The organism is Niallia circulans (assembly GCF_003726095.1).
Lineage (GTDB): Bacteria > Bacillota > Bacilli > Bacillales > Cytobacillaceae > Niallia > Niallia circulans_A.
The window spans coordinates 690176-705372 of record NZ_CP026031.1; the positions used below are offsets into that span (position 1 = coordinate 690176).

The following is a 15197-nucleotide window of genomic DNA, read 5'->3' on the forward strand; positions in this document are numbered from 1 at the left end:
CCAAAATGGATGCAGGAAGTAAGAAAAATGGTGTTCATAGAAGGGATGAACGCCAAAATTGGAGTGAGATGGAGGAGAAGTGGTGTTCAAAAAAAGGATGAAAACCAAAATTGGAGCGAGATGGAGGAGAAGTGGTGTTCATAAAAAGGATGAAAACCATAATTGGAGCGAGATGGAGGAGAAGTGGTGTTCATAAAAAGGATGAAAACCATAATTGGAGTGAGATGGAGGAGAAGTGGTGTTCATAGAAGGGATGAACGCCAAAATTAGTGCAAGAGGAAGAACAATGGTGTTCATAAAAGGTATGAAAACCAAAATTAGTGAGGGAAGTAAAAAAATTGGTTTTCAGACGGATTTACCATAAGCTCCATGCATAATTAAACAAAAACGAGAGGCAGCTAAAGACCTCTCGTTTCAAACTATTTAGCTTTTTTTCAAGCGAATAACCGTTTCTTCATCTGGAGTAACATAAACAGTTTGCTGATTATCATATATGACAAAGCCTGGCTTTGCGCCACTTGGCTTTTTCACATGACGTACTAATGTGAAGTCAACGGGAACAGAGCTAGATTGGCGTGCTTTACTGAAATAAGCTGCTAATATTGCTGCTTGCATGATTGTTTCCTCGGAAGGCTCTTTGCTGCGAATGACAACATGGGATCCAGGAATATCCTTTGTATGCAGCCAAATTTCATCTCTAGCTGCAACTTTATTTGTTAAGTAATCATTTTGTTTATTATTCTTTCCGACGATAATTTCTGTGCCATCGGACGAAACATAGTAGTCTAAGACAGGCTTTATATTTTGCGGCTTTTTATTTTGCTTTTTCTGTCTTTCTCTAAGGTAACCTTCTTCCACTAACTCTTCGCGAATTTCTTGAATATCCTTCGGAGAGGCAGCAAGAATTTGCTGATATAGTGTTTCAAAGTATCCATATTCTTGGTCTGCTAGTTTAATTTGTTCCTTAATAATATCAATCGAATTTTTTGCTTTTTGATATTTTGTAAAATATTTTTGCGCATTTTCAGAAGGCGACAGTCTTGGACTAAGCGGAATCTTAACGGTTTTACTCTCTTCATCATAATAATTGATTACTTCTACTTCTGACAGGCCTTTTTTAACCGCATAAAGGTTTGCTGTCAAAAGTTCACCAAGTAATTGATATTGTTCTGCATTTTCAGCTTCCGACAAAGAACGTTCTAGTTTTTTATTTTCTTTTTATTTTTATCACGTTCATTTACAATAAACCGTTCTAAATCATTGCTTTGCTGTTTCACACGGTCTCGTTCTGCTTTTCCGAAATAATAGCGATCGAGCATTTTACTTAATGTAGGAAAGGACTTCACGTTTCCTTTGACATGCTCCATTGATAGGCAGTAAAAATATTCTTTCTCTGGAGTATCCATAATAGAAGGAGCATAATTGCCATTTTTTATTGGCTCCATTACCATAAGAAAAGCTTTTGGCAAAGTTTCACGGTTGGCAAGACCTGCCTGATAGACCATTTCTTTAGCAACTAGTGGAGATAATCCGGCAAATTGCTGGACCAGCTGTTTGTCCAATTTTCCGCTATTAAAATCAATAGCTCTTAGAATATCTTCTTCTGTTGCAGTATAAGGATCTTGTTTTTCTTGTTTTGGCGGTGCTAAATACTCATAACCAGGAAGAATAGCTCTATGACTATTAACAGCATACGAAATATGCTTAATGCTATCTAGAATAGTATTTTTATCGCGGTCAACCAAAATGATATTGCTGTGTCTCCCCATTATCTCGATCATTAGTTTTTTATAGGAAGTATCGCCAATTTCATTTCTTCCCCTAATTTCTAAAACAATGATTCGTTCATTGTCTATTTGATAAATGTCTTCTATAAAATAACCTTCTAAATGCTTGCGGAGAAGCATGCAGAACATTGGTGGTTCTTTAGGATTTTCATAATTTTCTTCCGTAATTTGAATGCGGGCATAGCTAGGATGAGCAGATAATAGCAATTTTTGATTTTTTCCATTAGCTCGAATGGATAAAATAATTTCATTGGTAAAAGGCTGTTGAACTTTATTAATTCGGCCTCCTAGTAAAAGCTCTTTTAATTCAAGAGACATTGCGCGTGTAAATAAACCATCAAATGACATAACTAACGACCTCATTTATAATAATTTCCCTCTTTACTCTATCTTTATTGGGGAAGAAATACAAGGATTTGGGTTGAAAATGCTTGTGATTTTGCTATAGATGCAAGAATAACGAGAAGTGGAGGCAGCCTTCGATAAGTTTTAATTTGTAAAAAATAGATGAGATCTAGGCATATGGTATTTTTTCTCATAATAAATAGGAATTAAATCTCTATCCTTAGCATTTTTTCGGCCAAGCTTGAATATGATTCTCTTAGAGTGGTGTTGGGACAACTATGTATGTTAGTAAGTTGCTAACTTTTGTTCAAAACAGCTACGAATTTCTTCGCTGCTACTATAGCGAACGGTGAATGAAAAAGGGGGAAGTGAGATGGCCGGATGAACTATCATGAAATGAACGAAAAAGAAGTAGAACAAACATTGAATACTGATTTTTCGGCTGGGTTATCAGATGAAGAAGCGGAAAAGCGACGAAAGAACTTTGGATACAATGAATTAGAGGAAGGAGAAAAGCAATCACTCCTGCTTATTTTCTTCAGTCAATTTAAGGATTTTATGGTACTCGTTCTTTTAGCTGCCACGCTTATTTCAGGTTTATTAGGCGAATATATTGATGCAATTGCGATAATTGCAATCATCATTCTCAATAGTTTTCTTGGATTTTTTCAAGAGATAAGAGCAGAAAAATCATTATCTGCATTAAAAGAATTATCACAGCCTCATGTTCAGGCACTTCGGAATGGAGAATGGGTTAGTCTATTATCGAAGGAGCTAGTTCCTGGTGATGTCATAAAATTCGCGAGCGGGGATCGAATAGGAGCAGATGTCAGAATTATTGAATCAAGAAGCCTGGAAGTGGAGGAATCTGCGTTAACCGGAGAATCTGTGCCAGTTCCTAAAACAGTATCTGCAATCAAAAATAATAATCTAGCACTTGGTGATATGGAAAATATGGGTTTTATGGGAACAATGGTATCCCGTGGAAGTGGTGTCGGGGTTGTTATTGGGACAGGAATGAAAACAGCAATGGGGCAAATTGCTGATTTGCTGCAAAATGCAGATTCTGTTACCACCCCGCTGCAAAGACGTTTGGAGCAGCTAGGGAAAATTCTCATTGTCACAGCATTACTATTAACCGTATTAGTTGTGGTGATTGGGGTTCTTCAAGGGAATGATTTATACACAATGGTACTAGCCGGTGTATCATTAGCGGTAGCCGCGATTCCAGAAGGGTTGCCCGCGATTGTAACGATTGCTCTATCTCTTGGTGTTCAGAAAATGATTCGCAAAAATGCTATTGTCAGAAAGCTTCCTGCTGTCGAAACTCTTGGCTGTGCTTCAGTCATTTGTTCTGATAAAACCGGAACATTAACGCAAAATAAAATGACAGTAACCAAAACTTGGATTGGCGGAAAAACATATACGGTAGATGGAACCGGATATGAGCCGCAAGGGCAATACTATGTAGGTGAACAATTAGTAAATCTAGCAAAGGATAAGGCACTACAACAGCTTTTAACCTTTGGAATGCTTTGCAACCACGCCGAGATTTTGCAAAAAGATGATGATTATGTTTTAAATGGGGATCCGACGGAAGGCGCGATTTTAGTTGCCGGGATGAAAGCGGGATTCACTCGTGCTCAATTATTAAATCAATTTGCGATTGTCAATGAATTCCCTTTTGATTCTACAAGAAAAATGATGAGTGTTGTGGTGAAAGATCCAACTGGACGTCAATTTGTTGTTACTAAAGGTGCACCTGATGTCTTAATTGGTCAGAGTAAATCAATACTTTTCGAAAATCGTTCGCAAGCTTTAGGAAATAAGGAAAAGCAAGTGGTTCAAGATGCGATCAATGGCTTAGCTTCCCAGGCGCTTCGTACCATTGCGATTGGCTATAAGGAAATTTCACCAAATACCCTTATTATGCATGAAAGAGAAGCAGAAAAGGATTTAATTTTCATCGGTCTCCAAGGAATTATTGATCCGCCAAGGCCAGAAGTAAAACAAGCTGTAAAAGAATGTAAAGAAGCTGGTATAAAAACAGTAATGATTACAGGAGACCATGTTATTACTGCAAATGCTATTGCGAAACAGCTAGGCATTGCCAATAATCACTCTAAAGTAATGGAAGGGAAAGAGCTTTCAGATCTAAGTTTAAAAGAATTAGAGGATATCGTTGAAGATGTTGCTGTATTTGCACGAGTTTCGCCAGAGCATAAATTGAAGATTGTTCAGGCGTTTCAAAATAGAGGGCATGTAGTTGCGATGACTGGGGACGGAGTAAATGACGCTCCAGCGATAAAGAAAGCTGATATCGGAATTGCAATGGGAATCACAGGCACGGATGTCGCAAAGGAAGCATCTTCTTTAGTATTGATGGATGATAATTTTGCGAGTATTAAATCTGCTATTGTAGAAGGAAGAAATATTTATGAAAACATTCGTAAATTTATCCGCTATTTACTTGCTTCAAATGTTGGGGAAATACTGGTGATGTTATTTGCGATGCTATTAGCACTTCCTTTGCCGCTTGTTCCTATTCAAATTTTATGGGTGAATTTAGTAACAGACGGTTTGCCAGCGATGGCCTTAGGCTTAGATAGACCGGAAGATAATGTTATGAAAAGAGGACCGCGTAGTCCGAATGAAGGTGTATTTTCTAGAGGATTGGGCTGGAAGGTTATCTCTCGCGGGTTCTTGATCGGTGTTTCGACTATTCTAGCCTTTATGTTTGCCTATAACAATAATCCAGAAAATCTTGAATATGCCCAAACTGTTGCTTTTATAACATTGGTACTTGCCCAGTTAATTCATGTATTTGACTGCCGCAGTGAAAAATCCATTCTTTCAAGAAATCCATTTGGCAATATGTACTTAGTTTGGGCTGTGGTTTCTTCCTTAGTATTGGCACTTATTGTTATTTACGTGCCAGGGCTGCAAGAAATCTTCCATACACTGCCAATAGCAATGAAAGATTGGCCAATGATCATCGGATTCGCCTCCGTACCAACTTTTTTACTCGCAGGATCATTTTTATTAAGTAAATCAAAATAAAATATGTTATAATCCAAAAGGTAGTAGAGATCACTCTATTACCTTTTATTTATTTGATGCTGTTTTTAATGCTGATTTCTAAAAGGTTAGTAACTATATAATGTATAATGAGAAATGATCGAGTAATAAAGCAGCGATTAAACTTTGTGGAAAAAGCACAAGCAACATTAATTCGCACATTTTTTAGAAAACGGATGTGTCAGTATAATGAAAAGCATGACTGGATTTGGAAGAGCAACAAAACAATATCACCATTCAACACTTCATATCGAAATAAAGTCGGTCAATCACAGGTTTAGCGATCAGATTATTCGGATGCCAAAGCAATTTCTATATTTGGAAGATCAAATAAAGAAAATTATTTCAAACTATATACATAGAGGTAGAATCGAAGTATTTGTAACATTAGAGGATGAAGACAAAAAAGGTCAAGAAATTATAGTGGATTGGCCATTACTTGATCAATACTATCAATTGCTTCACCAATTAAAAGACAAATATTCTATCAAAGAGCCCATCTCCCTTCGTGATTTATTAAATCAAGAAGAGTGTTTTCAAATAGTAGAACGAGAGCTTGATATGGAAGAACTATCAGAAGTGTTGCTTGCTACAATGGAAGAAGCGGTTGTCCAGTTAAATAGGATGCGCACTATTGAAGGAGAGGAATTATCCAAAGACTTAGAAAGCAACCTTAAGCAGATAGAAAAGCTAGTTGCGAATTTACAGTCATTGGCTCCAGAAGTGATAGCACAATACCGTGAAAAGCTCAAGGCAAGAATAGAAAGTTATTTAACGGAACCGATTGATGAAGCACGCCTTATTACAGAAGTGGCGATTTTTGCAGATAAAGCAGATATTAATGAGGAATTGGTTAGATTACATAGTCATATTAGACAGTTTTATCAAATTATGGAAGAAAATAACCCGATTGGAAGAAAGCTTGATTTCTTACTTCAAGAAATGAACAGAGAGGTTAATACCATTGGCTCCAAAGCTAATTCAGCTGATATTGGAGCAAATGTGGTGGAGATGAAAAGCTGTTTAGAAAAAATGAAAGAGCAAATTCAAAATATTGAATAATAAGGGTTTAGAATAAATCTTCCTAGTTAAAACTAAAAATAATAAGATTGGAGAAGACGAATGTCCATAAAATTAATCAATATTGGTTTTGGAAATATAGTTTCTGCAAATAGAATTATCTCTATTGTCAGTCCAGAATCTGCTCCTATTAAACGTATTATCCAAGATGCTAGGGATAGAGGATCCTTAATAGATGCAACGTATGGACGAAGAACAAGAGCTGTTATTGTGATGGACAGTGACCACGTTGTTCTTTCAGCAGTTCAGCCAGAAACAGTTGCACACCGTTTAAACGATCGTGATGAGATCATAGAGGAAGGGTAGGAGAAAAATTTGGTAGAAAAGGGACTTTTAATCGTTTTATCTGGACCTTCTGGTGTAGGGAAAGGAACAGTGAGAAAGGAAATCTTCTCACAAAAAAATACATCCTTTGAATATTCTATTTCCATGACAACCAGATCACCGCGCGCTGGTGAGGTAGATGGAGTAGATTACTTCTTTAAATCAAGAGAAGAATTTGAGAATTTAATTGAACAAGGAAAATTACTAGAATATGCAGAGTTTGTTGGAAACTACTATGGTACACCTGTTGACTATGTAAGAGAAACAACATTAAAGGGCAAAGATGTCTTTTTGGAAATTGAAGTAGAGGGTGCGAAACAGGTTCGTGAGAAGTTTCCAGATGGATTATTTATCTTCTTGAGCCCGCCGAGTTTATCAGAGTTAAAAAATCGTATTGTGACAAGAGGAACAGAGTCAGAAGAGATTATTAACAACCGCATGAATGTGGCAAGAGAAGAAATAGAAATGATGCACTTATATGATTATGTCGTAGAAAATGATACAGTAGAGAATGCTTGTGAAAAAATAAAAGCAATCATTGTTGCAGAGCATTGTCGCAGAGAAAGAGTAGAACCAAAATACAAAAAAATGCTGGAGGCTAATTAATCTATGTTATATCCATCTATTGATAAATTAATGACAAAAATCGATTCCAAATATTCATTAGTATCTGTTGCTGCAAAAAGAGCAAGAAAGCTACAAACAAATGCGAAACCGCAATTAGCAAAATATGTTTCTCATAAAAATGTCGGGAAAGCATTAGAAGAAATCAACAAAGATCAATTAACTTATCGTGTGAATACACCCAATGGCGCAAGCGAGGAATAATTAATATTTAATCAATATAGTACGGAATAAAAGGCTTAAGTAAAAGGAATGATTCCATTTACTAAGTCTTTTTTCATGGACATAATGATTATTTAATTATATGCTAACAATAATAAAAGAAATGCAAATCTTACATATGGCTGAAGTTTAAGCATATTGATTCTAACAAAGTTGGGGGAATTTCTGTTCAGGATTGCTCACATTTTTTATGAGCAACTTGCTTCTTTAATTCAATAGCCTTATTCATAAACAAACAATATATCTTATTCTTAACGAAAAAAAGATTCATATAAGTCTGACAGATACAAATGGTTCAACTAACCGGTAAGAGAGGGTGAGGGACAACTTCTCTGACTGATGATATGATCATAAACTTTAGAATAAAAAGAAAGGAAGTAGGCACATGATGTTGAATGGCAAGAAGATTCTTCTGTGTGTAACAGGGGGAATTGCGGTATATAAGGTATGTGCTTTAACTAGTAAATTAACGCAAAAGGGTGCAGATGTGAAGGTTATCATGTCGGAATCGGCAATGGAATTTGTGAATCCATTAACCTTTAAAGCCCTCTCTAAAAACGAAGTATATACAGACACCTTCGATGAAAAAGATCCAAAAGTGATAGCACATATTGATTTGGCTGATTGGGCTGATCTAATTTTAGTGGCCCCAGCAACGGCCAATGTGATTGGAAAGATTGCAAACGGTATTGCGGATAATATGATCACAACAACTTTGCTTGCAGCAACAAGTGACGTTTGGATTGCGCCAGCGATGAATGTACATATGTATGATCATCCTGCTGTTATTAAAAATATTAACACGCTTCATGACTATGGTTACCGTTTTATCAACCCAGGTGAAGGCTATTTAGCATGTGGCTATGTTGGAAAAGGAAGATTGGAAGAACCGGAAATGATTGTTCAGCATATGGAGGACTATTTTTCCGATAATAACAAGAACAAAATCCTAACTGGAACAACCGTCCTCGTGACTGCTGGACCAACGCGTGAAAAAATTGATCCAGTTCGTTTTATTTCTAATCACTCCTCTGGAAAAATGGGATATAGTATTGCTAAAAAAGCAATTGCGTATGGGGCAGATGTTATTTTAGTATCTGGACCTACGAATCTAGCTCCACCAAAAGGTGCTCAAGTTATTTCAGTGGAAAGTGCGGAAGAGATGTATAACGCTGTAATGACATCCAGAGAAAAAGCTGACATTATTATTAAAACAGCTGCGGTAAGTGACTATAAACCCACGATTGTTTATGACCACAAAGTGAAAAAGCAAAGTGGTCCCGAAACAATTGAATTCACGCGGACCCAAGATATTTTATCCGAACTTGGAAAAAGAAAAGAACAGCAGATTCTCATTGGCTTTGCAGCAGAAACGCAAAATATGGCTGAATATGCAATGGATAAATTAAAACGGAAAAATGCAGATATGATTGTGGCTAATAATGTAAATAGACAAGATTCTGGCTTTGGAACCGATACAAATCTTGTGACGATGTACAAGAGAGATGGAACTTCTATCGAATTACCGCTTCTTTCTAAGGATGAAGTAGCGGAAAAAATCTTGGAACAAGCTATGTTGATGAAGGAAGCTGTTCAAAAATGACGGTAGCCAAAGTAATTGTCGATGTACCGGCAAAACAAACGGACAGACCCTTTGATTATCTAATTCCAGAAGAATTGGAAGATGTTATTCAACCAGGAATGCGCGTAATTGTTCCATTTGGTCCTAGAAAGGTGCAAGGTTTTGTGGAAAGCATAGAAGAAACCTCAAGCTTTAAATCATTAAAAAAAATCATAGAACCGATGGACTTAGTGCCCGTTTTAAATAAAGAACTTTTATCTCTTGCTGACTGGTTGTCCCATTCTACGCTCTGTTATAAGATTTCTGCTTTTCAAGCGATGTTACCACCGGCTTTAAAAGCTAAATATGAGCGTAAAGTAAAGAAGGTATCTGGGGAAGAAGAGAAGATGGCTGAAGGGGTAGCCGCTCTTTTTACGAAAACGGGAGAAGTGGTTTGGGAGGAAGCGTTAAAGAATGTATCTCTTTCTTCCTTACAAAAGGAAGTGAAGAAAGGAACAATCGAGGTTTCCTATGAGGTACAATCAAGAGGCAAGAAGAAGAAGGTAAAACATATTTATCCTCTTCTAAATAGGGAAGAATTACTTCATTATGAAGACTCGCTGAATAAAAACGCTAAAAAACAAAAAGAATTATTGGTTTATTTTAGTGAGCATCCAGACCCAATCGAACAAAAGCAACTACTTACGAAATTGAGTATTTCAACAGCTGTAATAAAAGGCTTAGTCGAAAAAGGGCTTCTTGCAGAAATGGAAAAAGAAGTATACCGCGATCCTTATCAAGAGCGGGAGTTTGAAAGAACATTTGCCTTGCCTTTAACCGATGATCAGGCGAAAGTGGTGGCGCCGATTCATCAAGCGGTAGAACAAAATCAGCATGAAGTTTTTCTGTTGTATGGTGTAACCGGTAGTGGGAAAACAGAGGTATATTTACAATCCATTGATAAAGTGCTGGCAAAGGGAGAAGAAGCAATTGTGCTTGTTCCGGAAATAGCGCTGACACCACAGATGGTCAATCGCTTTAAAGGCCGCTTTGGCGATCAGGTTGCCGTTCTCCATAGTGGGTTATCGGTGGGAGAAAAATATGATGAGTGGCGGAAAATCCAAAGAAATGAAGTAAAGGTGGTAGTTGGAGCTAGATCTGCTATCTTTGCGCCATTTACAAATCTCGGGCTTATCATTATTGATGAAGAGCATGAAATGACATATAAGCAAGAGGAGAATCCTCGCTATCATGCTAAAGATGTCGCGATCGAGAGAGGGAAAAAGCATGGCTGTCCGATTATTTTGGGTAGTGCCACGCCATCTTTAGAAAGCTTTGCAAGAGCTCAAAAAGGTGTATATTCTTTACTGTCCCTTCCAAATCGTATGAATAACCAAGAACTCCCAAAAGTGGAAATTATTGATATGCGAGAAGAATTGAGAAGTGGTAATCGTTCCATGTTTTCCGAAGTGTTGCTGGAAAAACTAAAAGATCGTCTAGAAAAGAAAGAGCAAACAGTATTGTTTTTAAATAAACGGGGACATTCCTCCTTTGTCATGTGCCGTGATTGCGGTTATGTGGTGAAATGTCCAAATTGTGATATTAGCTTGACCTATCACCGTTTTCAAAATCAGATGAAGTGCCACTATTGTGGATATGAAACGTATACGCCTACCACTTGTCCAGAATGCAGCAGCGAGCATATTCGATATTTTGGCACAGGGACGCAAAAGGTAGAAGAAGAGCTGACGAAAATTTTGCCTGAAGCAAGGGTTATTCGCATGGATGTCGATACAACAAGTCGAAAGGGAGCCCATGAAAAGCTGCTGCAAAAATTTCAAGAGGGAGAAGCAGATATTCTATTAGGCACCCAAATGATTGCCAAAGGACTAGATTTCCCAAGAATTACGCTAGTTGGTGTACTGTCAGCTGATACAATGCTTCATTTGCCAGATTTCCGCTCATCGGAGAAGACCTTTCAATTACTGACACAAGTAAGCGGAAGAGCAGGCAGACATGAATTGCAAGGCGAAGTAATTTTCCAAACCTATACGCCAGAGCATTATAGTATTGAGCTTGCGAGCGAACAGGATTATGACCGTTTTTATGAAACAGAGATGATGATTCGCAGACAACATGCTTATCCTCCCTACTATTTTCTTACGATGATTACGATTAGTCATGAAGAGCTAATGAAAGTAGTCGGGGTTGCGGAAAAAATCACGCAGATCGTCCGAAATAGATTATCACCGCAAACGGTTATTTTAGGACCAGTCGCTTCACCAATTGCTAGAATAAAAAATAAATATCGCTATCAATGCCTAATAAAGTATAAACAAGAACCAAACTTAGAAGAAGTTTTAAAATCAATATTAGATCATTACCAAACAGAAATAAGCACAAACGGCCTACAGATTTCGATTGATGTTAATCCGTTTATTTTGATGTAATGTTCTGTAGAGTAATCGAACTGTTTGATCAGATTGTAACTAGTAAGACCATAGTATTAAAAAAACATGGGTAGGGTCTCAGTCAATGACCTTACCCATGTTTTTTCTTTCGTTAATTATTTTCCTTCTCCAAATAATAAATGCCAACCTGAATATTTTGTTTATGGTTCCCGAAATGTTCCCCGAATATAGTTAATCCACCAACTCTTTCAGATTCCTCTTCGACCGCAATTCTCAGAGTGAGGAAAGGAGAGCTCTCAAGCTGTAATTCATTAATCGTTACGCTCGAAAAGGGTTCGCCATCAATCCCTGTATCGATTTTATTCACTCTGATCGTTTTTAACAAACCGTACTGACTAAATTTATCATTCCACCATTTTGGTGTATAGCGACCTCTCACATCAGAAAAATTACCGGGAACAGTGTATGTACCGAGCTTTACATTATTTAAATAAAATGTTATGTCACTCGGCCAAACATTATTGGAAAGTGGGAATTCAGAAGCAAGCTCCAGACTGATTTCTACCATTTCTGGAATTTCATTTGGTCCTAGTAAGTTAGGGATTTTATACTCTACAAATCCTTGAGACAACCATAATAGCTGGGCGTCCACTCTTTGGCTGTCCATAAAATATTTTGGATCATCTGCTTTCCCGATTATTTCTTTTTCTGTTGCGATCCCACAAGTAGGCTTTACAGAAAAATCTGTATAATGGCCAATTTTTAAATCAGTTTCGTGTAGTTGATATTCTTTAAATATTTTTCGTGGAAAATGAATTTCAATATTGTCTATCGCTAAATAAACAATTTTTTGGAGTCCTGATTTTCCAGGGATTCGTTCCGATTTAACAATCCCTGCTTCTTCTAGCTTTTGAATATGACGGGTAACAATGGCGGCGCTTATGCCTAATTGTTTTGCTAAATCAGAAATATTCATGTTGTTTTTTGCGAGAATTTCTATAATCTCTATTCTTGTTTCACTAGCAAGGGCTTGATAAATATGAAAATAGTCTTTTGAAATTTGTATTTGCATAGCAATCTCCTTTAACTTTATGGTTAAAAAGTAGCTTGTCTGTTTATTTTATCATTCACAGTGTTTAACTACAATAGAAAACACTAAAAATATTGTTTAAATAAGATTGACAACGCTTTCTTATGTTGTTAAATTAATAGTGTAATAAGAAGTTGTGCAATTACTTTAACTTTTTAGTTAAAGATTTTTATTAAGTGGTAAGTTAAATAAAAGGAGGAATTAATGTGGGGGCAAAGAGCAAGCTTTGGAAGTATGTTGGTGTGATTGGACTCTCAATCAGTATTTTAGCAGGCTGTGGCGATTCAGAAGCAAGTAGCAGTGCCAAGAATGAAATAACGTTTTGGAATCCGTTCACAGGTCCAGATGGAAAAAATATGCAGGCGATGGTAAATGAATATAATAAAACAAATCCCGAGTACAAAATCAAAAACGTCTCTTTAAAAGAAGGAGATATGTATACGAAAATTCCAACGATTGTAAACTCTAAAAAGAATATTCCAGATTTAACAATTGTCCATGCAGAACGAATTAAACAGTTTAAAGATAATGATATGCTGACTTCTTATAATGACTTGCTTGCAGATTTTCCGGAAATTAAAGCAGATAACTATGTAGCAGAAGCTTGGAAGATTGGAGAACTAGATTCAGAGCGTTATAGTATCCCGTTAGATATTCATACTTTCGGTCTTTACTACAACAAAGATTTAGTTGATCAGTATTTGCCGACAGCATTGGATGACAATATCGTTACATTTGATGAAATTAAACAAGTTGGCGAGAAAGCCCAAAAAGATAAAATCAGAGCACTAGGGGTAACGTGGCTAAAACCTAATTTCTTGTCCTTGTATGCACAAAATGGTGGTGAGTTAACAGAAGATGGTATTCAACCAACTTTAGTTAACCAAGCAGCAAAAGATACTTTTAATCTATGGAGAGATTATGTAAAGGCTGGTTATACAACAAAGGATGGAGAAGATCCGACCCAAATGTTCTTAACTGGAAAAGTTGTCTTTCTTCCTGAAGGAATTTGGATGCAAAACCAAATTAAAGAATCAAAGGTAAATTGGGGTTTAACTAATGCGCCTCAATTATCAGATGATCTATCAAAAGCGGTCAACTGGTCTTCTTCTCACCAATTTGTCATGTTGAAAGATGACTCACGTACGGAGGAAAAAGAAAAAGCTGTTGTGAAGTTTTTAGACTGGGTTCGTGATAATTCAATGGAATGGGCAAAATCGGGACAAAATCCAGCTACGCTTGCGCTTTTAGAAAATGAAGAATATAAAGCAATGCCACAATCCTTCTTCTTGGCAACACCTGAACAACAAGCAACATTAAAAATCTTTGACTATAAATACAATGGTTATGTTTCAGAACTATTAGATTCTAAAGCTGGGGATGTTGTATTCTCCAAAACAGAAACAGACAAAGCATTAGCAGATATGGAAAAAGAAATATCTGCTAAGGTAGAAAAAGATAATTCGAATTAATGTTTGCCAAAAAGTAAAAACGCTTACTTATAGAGTGATTGGAGAAGCCGCTGACTTTAAAAAGGTAGTGTTTACTGTTGTGGAATATTATTATGCGAATTCTTATTGAACTTTATCCTAAACAGCTAATGGAATAAAAAGCAAGCAGCCTAAATATAGAAACAAAAGTGCAGCAGGAAATCGAAGTATTTAGGCTGTATGCTCAAACTAGAATAAGATTAAAATCTTATTCTAATAGAAGCGAGAGGAAAGGAAGTAGGGCGTATGGAAACTGTTCCCGCTACGAAAAATGTAAAACAAATGAAATTAAAAAACTCCAGAAGTACATCCTTTGCACCATGGCTATTTTTAGCCCCTCATTTGATCATTTTTGGAGTGTTTTTTCTTATTCCAATCTTTTTTGGAATTTATATTTCTTTTACAGAATGGGATTTAATTAGTTCGCCAATTTTTGTTGGATTGGATAATTACAAAGAATTATTACTTCAACCAGACTCCGTCTTTTATGAACAACTTCATAATGGGTTGAAAAATACCTTTTTATTTGTTCTATTTACTGTCCCATTTTGTATTATTGTACCTCTGCTTCTTGCAGCAGCTTTGAACACAAAACCAGTTCTATGGAAAGTATTTCAGTCTTTATTCTATTTACCATCATTGTTTGCAATTTCTGCTGTCATCATTATTTGGGGGCTTATGTTTAATGTAACATATGGTCCAATTAATAATATTTTCAATCTGGAAACCGTTTGGACTGGTACTCAGCCATATGCATGGATTGCATTGGTAGCAGTAACAGTTTGGTGGACGATTGGAGGAAATATGATCATTTACCAAGCGGCATTGAATGGTATTCCGAAAGATTATTATGAAGCGGCAGATATTGATGGCGCATCTCCTTTTCAGAAGTTTATGAAAATTACCCTTCCGAGCATTAGAGGTCAAATTCTATATACGGTTGTTATTACAACCATTGCTCAATTTAATGTTTATGGACAGCCGTTGATGTTAACAGGTGGCGGTCCAACAGATTCAACAAGGGTGTTATTAATGGATATTCAGCAAAATGCCTTTGGTTCAGGTCAATCAATTGCGGGGATCTCGTCGGCGATGGCTGTTATTCTTGGACTTTGTATAATGGTTGTTGCATCATTACAATTCTTTTTCTTGAGAGAGAAGAAGAATTAATTAAAGGAGGAAGAG

General features: G+C 36.6%; 11 protein-coding genes and 1 pseudogene. 10 read left to right on the forward strand and 2 right to left on the reverse strand.

Annotated elements, in window-relative coordinates; all coding sequences use genetic code 11:
* Positions 1-235 precede the first annotated feature (235 nt).
* On the forward strand, positions 236-364 hold the full coding sequence (locus C2I06_RS25730) for a hypothetical protein (RefSeq protein ID WP_268926804.1): 129 nt from the start codon (positions 236-238) through the stop codon (positions 362-364).
* 59 nt (positions 365-423) lie between these two features.
* Here the strand turns inward: C2I06_RS25730 and C2I06_RS03125 are convergent.
* Positions 424-2135, reverse strand: a pseudogene (locus C2I06_RS03125) (Rqc2 family fibronectin-binding protein).
* A 378-nt stretch (positions 2136-2513) separates the two neighbouring features.
* On the opposite strand from C2I06_RS03125, the gene C2I06_RS03130 reads away from it, so the two are divergent.
* The 7 genes from C2I06_RS03130 (at position 2514) to priA (ending at position 11471) form a co-directional block, all read left to right on the forward strand.
* Positions 2514-5192, forward strand: coding sequence for a calcium-translocating P-type ATPase, SERCA-type (locus C2I06_RS03130; protein WP_123257436.1), 2679 nt, complete (start codon positions 2514-2516; stop codon positions 5190-5192).
* Positions 5193-5399: 207 nt separating this feature from the next.
* A complete protein-coding gene (locus C2I06_RS03135) occupies positions 5400-6272 on the forward strand; it encodes a YicC/YloC family endoribonuclease (protein ID WP_217279701.1) in 873 nt (290 codons plus the stop codon).
* 60 nt (positions 6273-6332) lie between these two features.
* Positions 6333-6596, forward strand: a complete 264-nt coding sequence (remA, locus tag C2I06_RS03140; protein ID WP_016201046.1) for an extracellular matrix/biofilm regulator RemA — start codon at positions 6333-6335, stop codon at positions 6594-6596.
* Between the two features lie 9 nt (positions 6597-6605).
* A complete protein-coding gene (gmk, locus tag C2I06_RS03145) occupies positions 6606-7220 on the forward strand; it encodes a guanylate kinase (protein WP_095329125.1) in 615 nt (204 codons plus the stop codon).
* 3 nt (positions 7221-7223) lie between these two features.
* Positions 7224-7442 carry a DNA-directed RNA polymerase subunit omega gene (gene rpoZ / locus C2I06_RS03150; RefSeq protein ID WP_047939945.1) on the forward strand — a complete coding sequence of 73 codons (219 nt, stop codon included), beginning with the start codon at positions 7224-7226 and terminating at the stop codon, positions 7440-7442.
* A gap of 406 nt (positions 7443-7848) precedes the next feature.
* Positions 7849-9063: a bifunctional phosphopantothenoylcysteine decarboxylase/phosphopantothenate--cysteine ligase CoaBC gene (gene coaBC, locus C2I06_RS03155; protein WP_095329175.1), complete on the forward strand. Its 1215-nt coding sequence runs from the start codon at positions 7849-7851 to the stop codon at positions 9061-9063.
* Positions 9060-11471 (forward strand): primosomal protein N', encoded by a 2412-nt coding sequence (gene priA / locus C2I06_RS03160; protein WP_095329126.1) that lies wholly within the window; start codon positions 9060-9062, stop codon positions 11469-11471. The genes coaBC and priA overlap by 4 nt, the downstream gene beginning before the upstream one ends.
* A 112-nt stretch (positions 11472-11583) precedes the next feature.
* Here priA and C2I06_RS03165 read toward each other — a convergent pair whose 3' ends face one another.
* Positions 11584-12504, reverse strand: a complete 921-nt coding sequence (locus C2I06_RS03165) for an ArsR/SmtB family transcription factor (protein WP_095329127.1) — start codon at positions 12502-12504, stop codon at positions 11584-11586.
* A 224-nt stretch (positions 12505-12728) separates the two neighbouring features.
* Here C2I06_RS03165 and C2I06_RS03170 point away from each other — a divergent pair, with 224 nt between their 5' ends.
* Together C2I06_RS03170 and C2I06_RS03175 are read left to right on the forward strand one after the other, a co-directional pair.
* Positions 12729-13994 carry an extracellular solute-binding protein gene (locus C2I06_RS03170; protein WP_123257437.1) on the forward strand — a complete coding sequence of 422 codons (1266 nt, stop codon included), beginning with the start codon at positions 12729-12731 and terminating at the stop codon, positions 13992-13994.
* Between the two features lie 264 nt (positions 13995-14258).
* Positions 14259-15182, forward strand: a complete 924-nt coding sequence (locus tag C2I06_RS03175) for a carbohydrate ABC transporter permease (protein ID WP_328587979.1) — start codon at positions 14259-14261, stop codon at positions 15180-15182.
* The last annotated feature ends 15 nt before the right edge of the window (positions 15183-15197 follow it).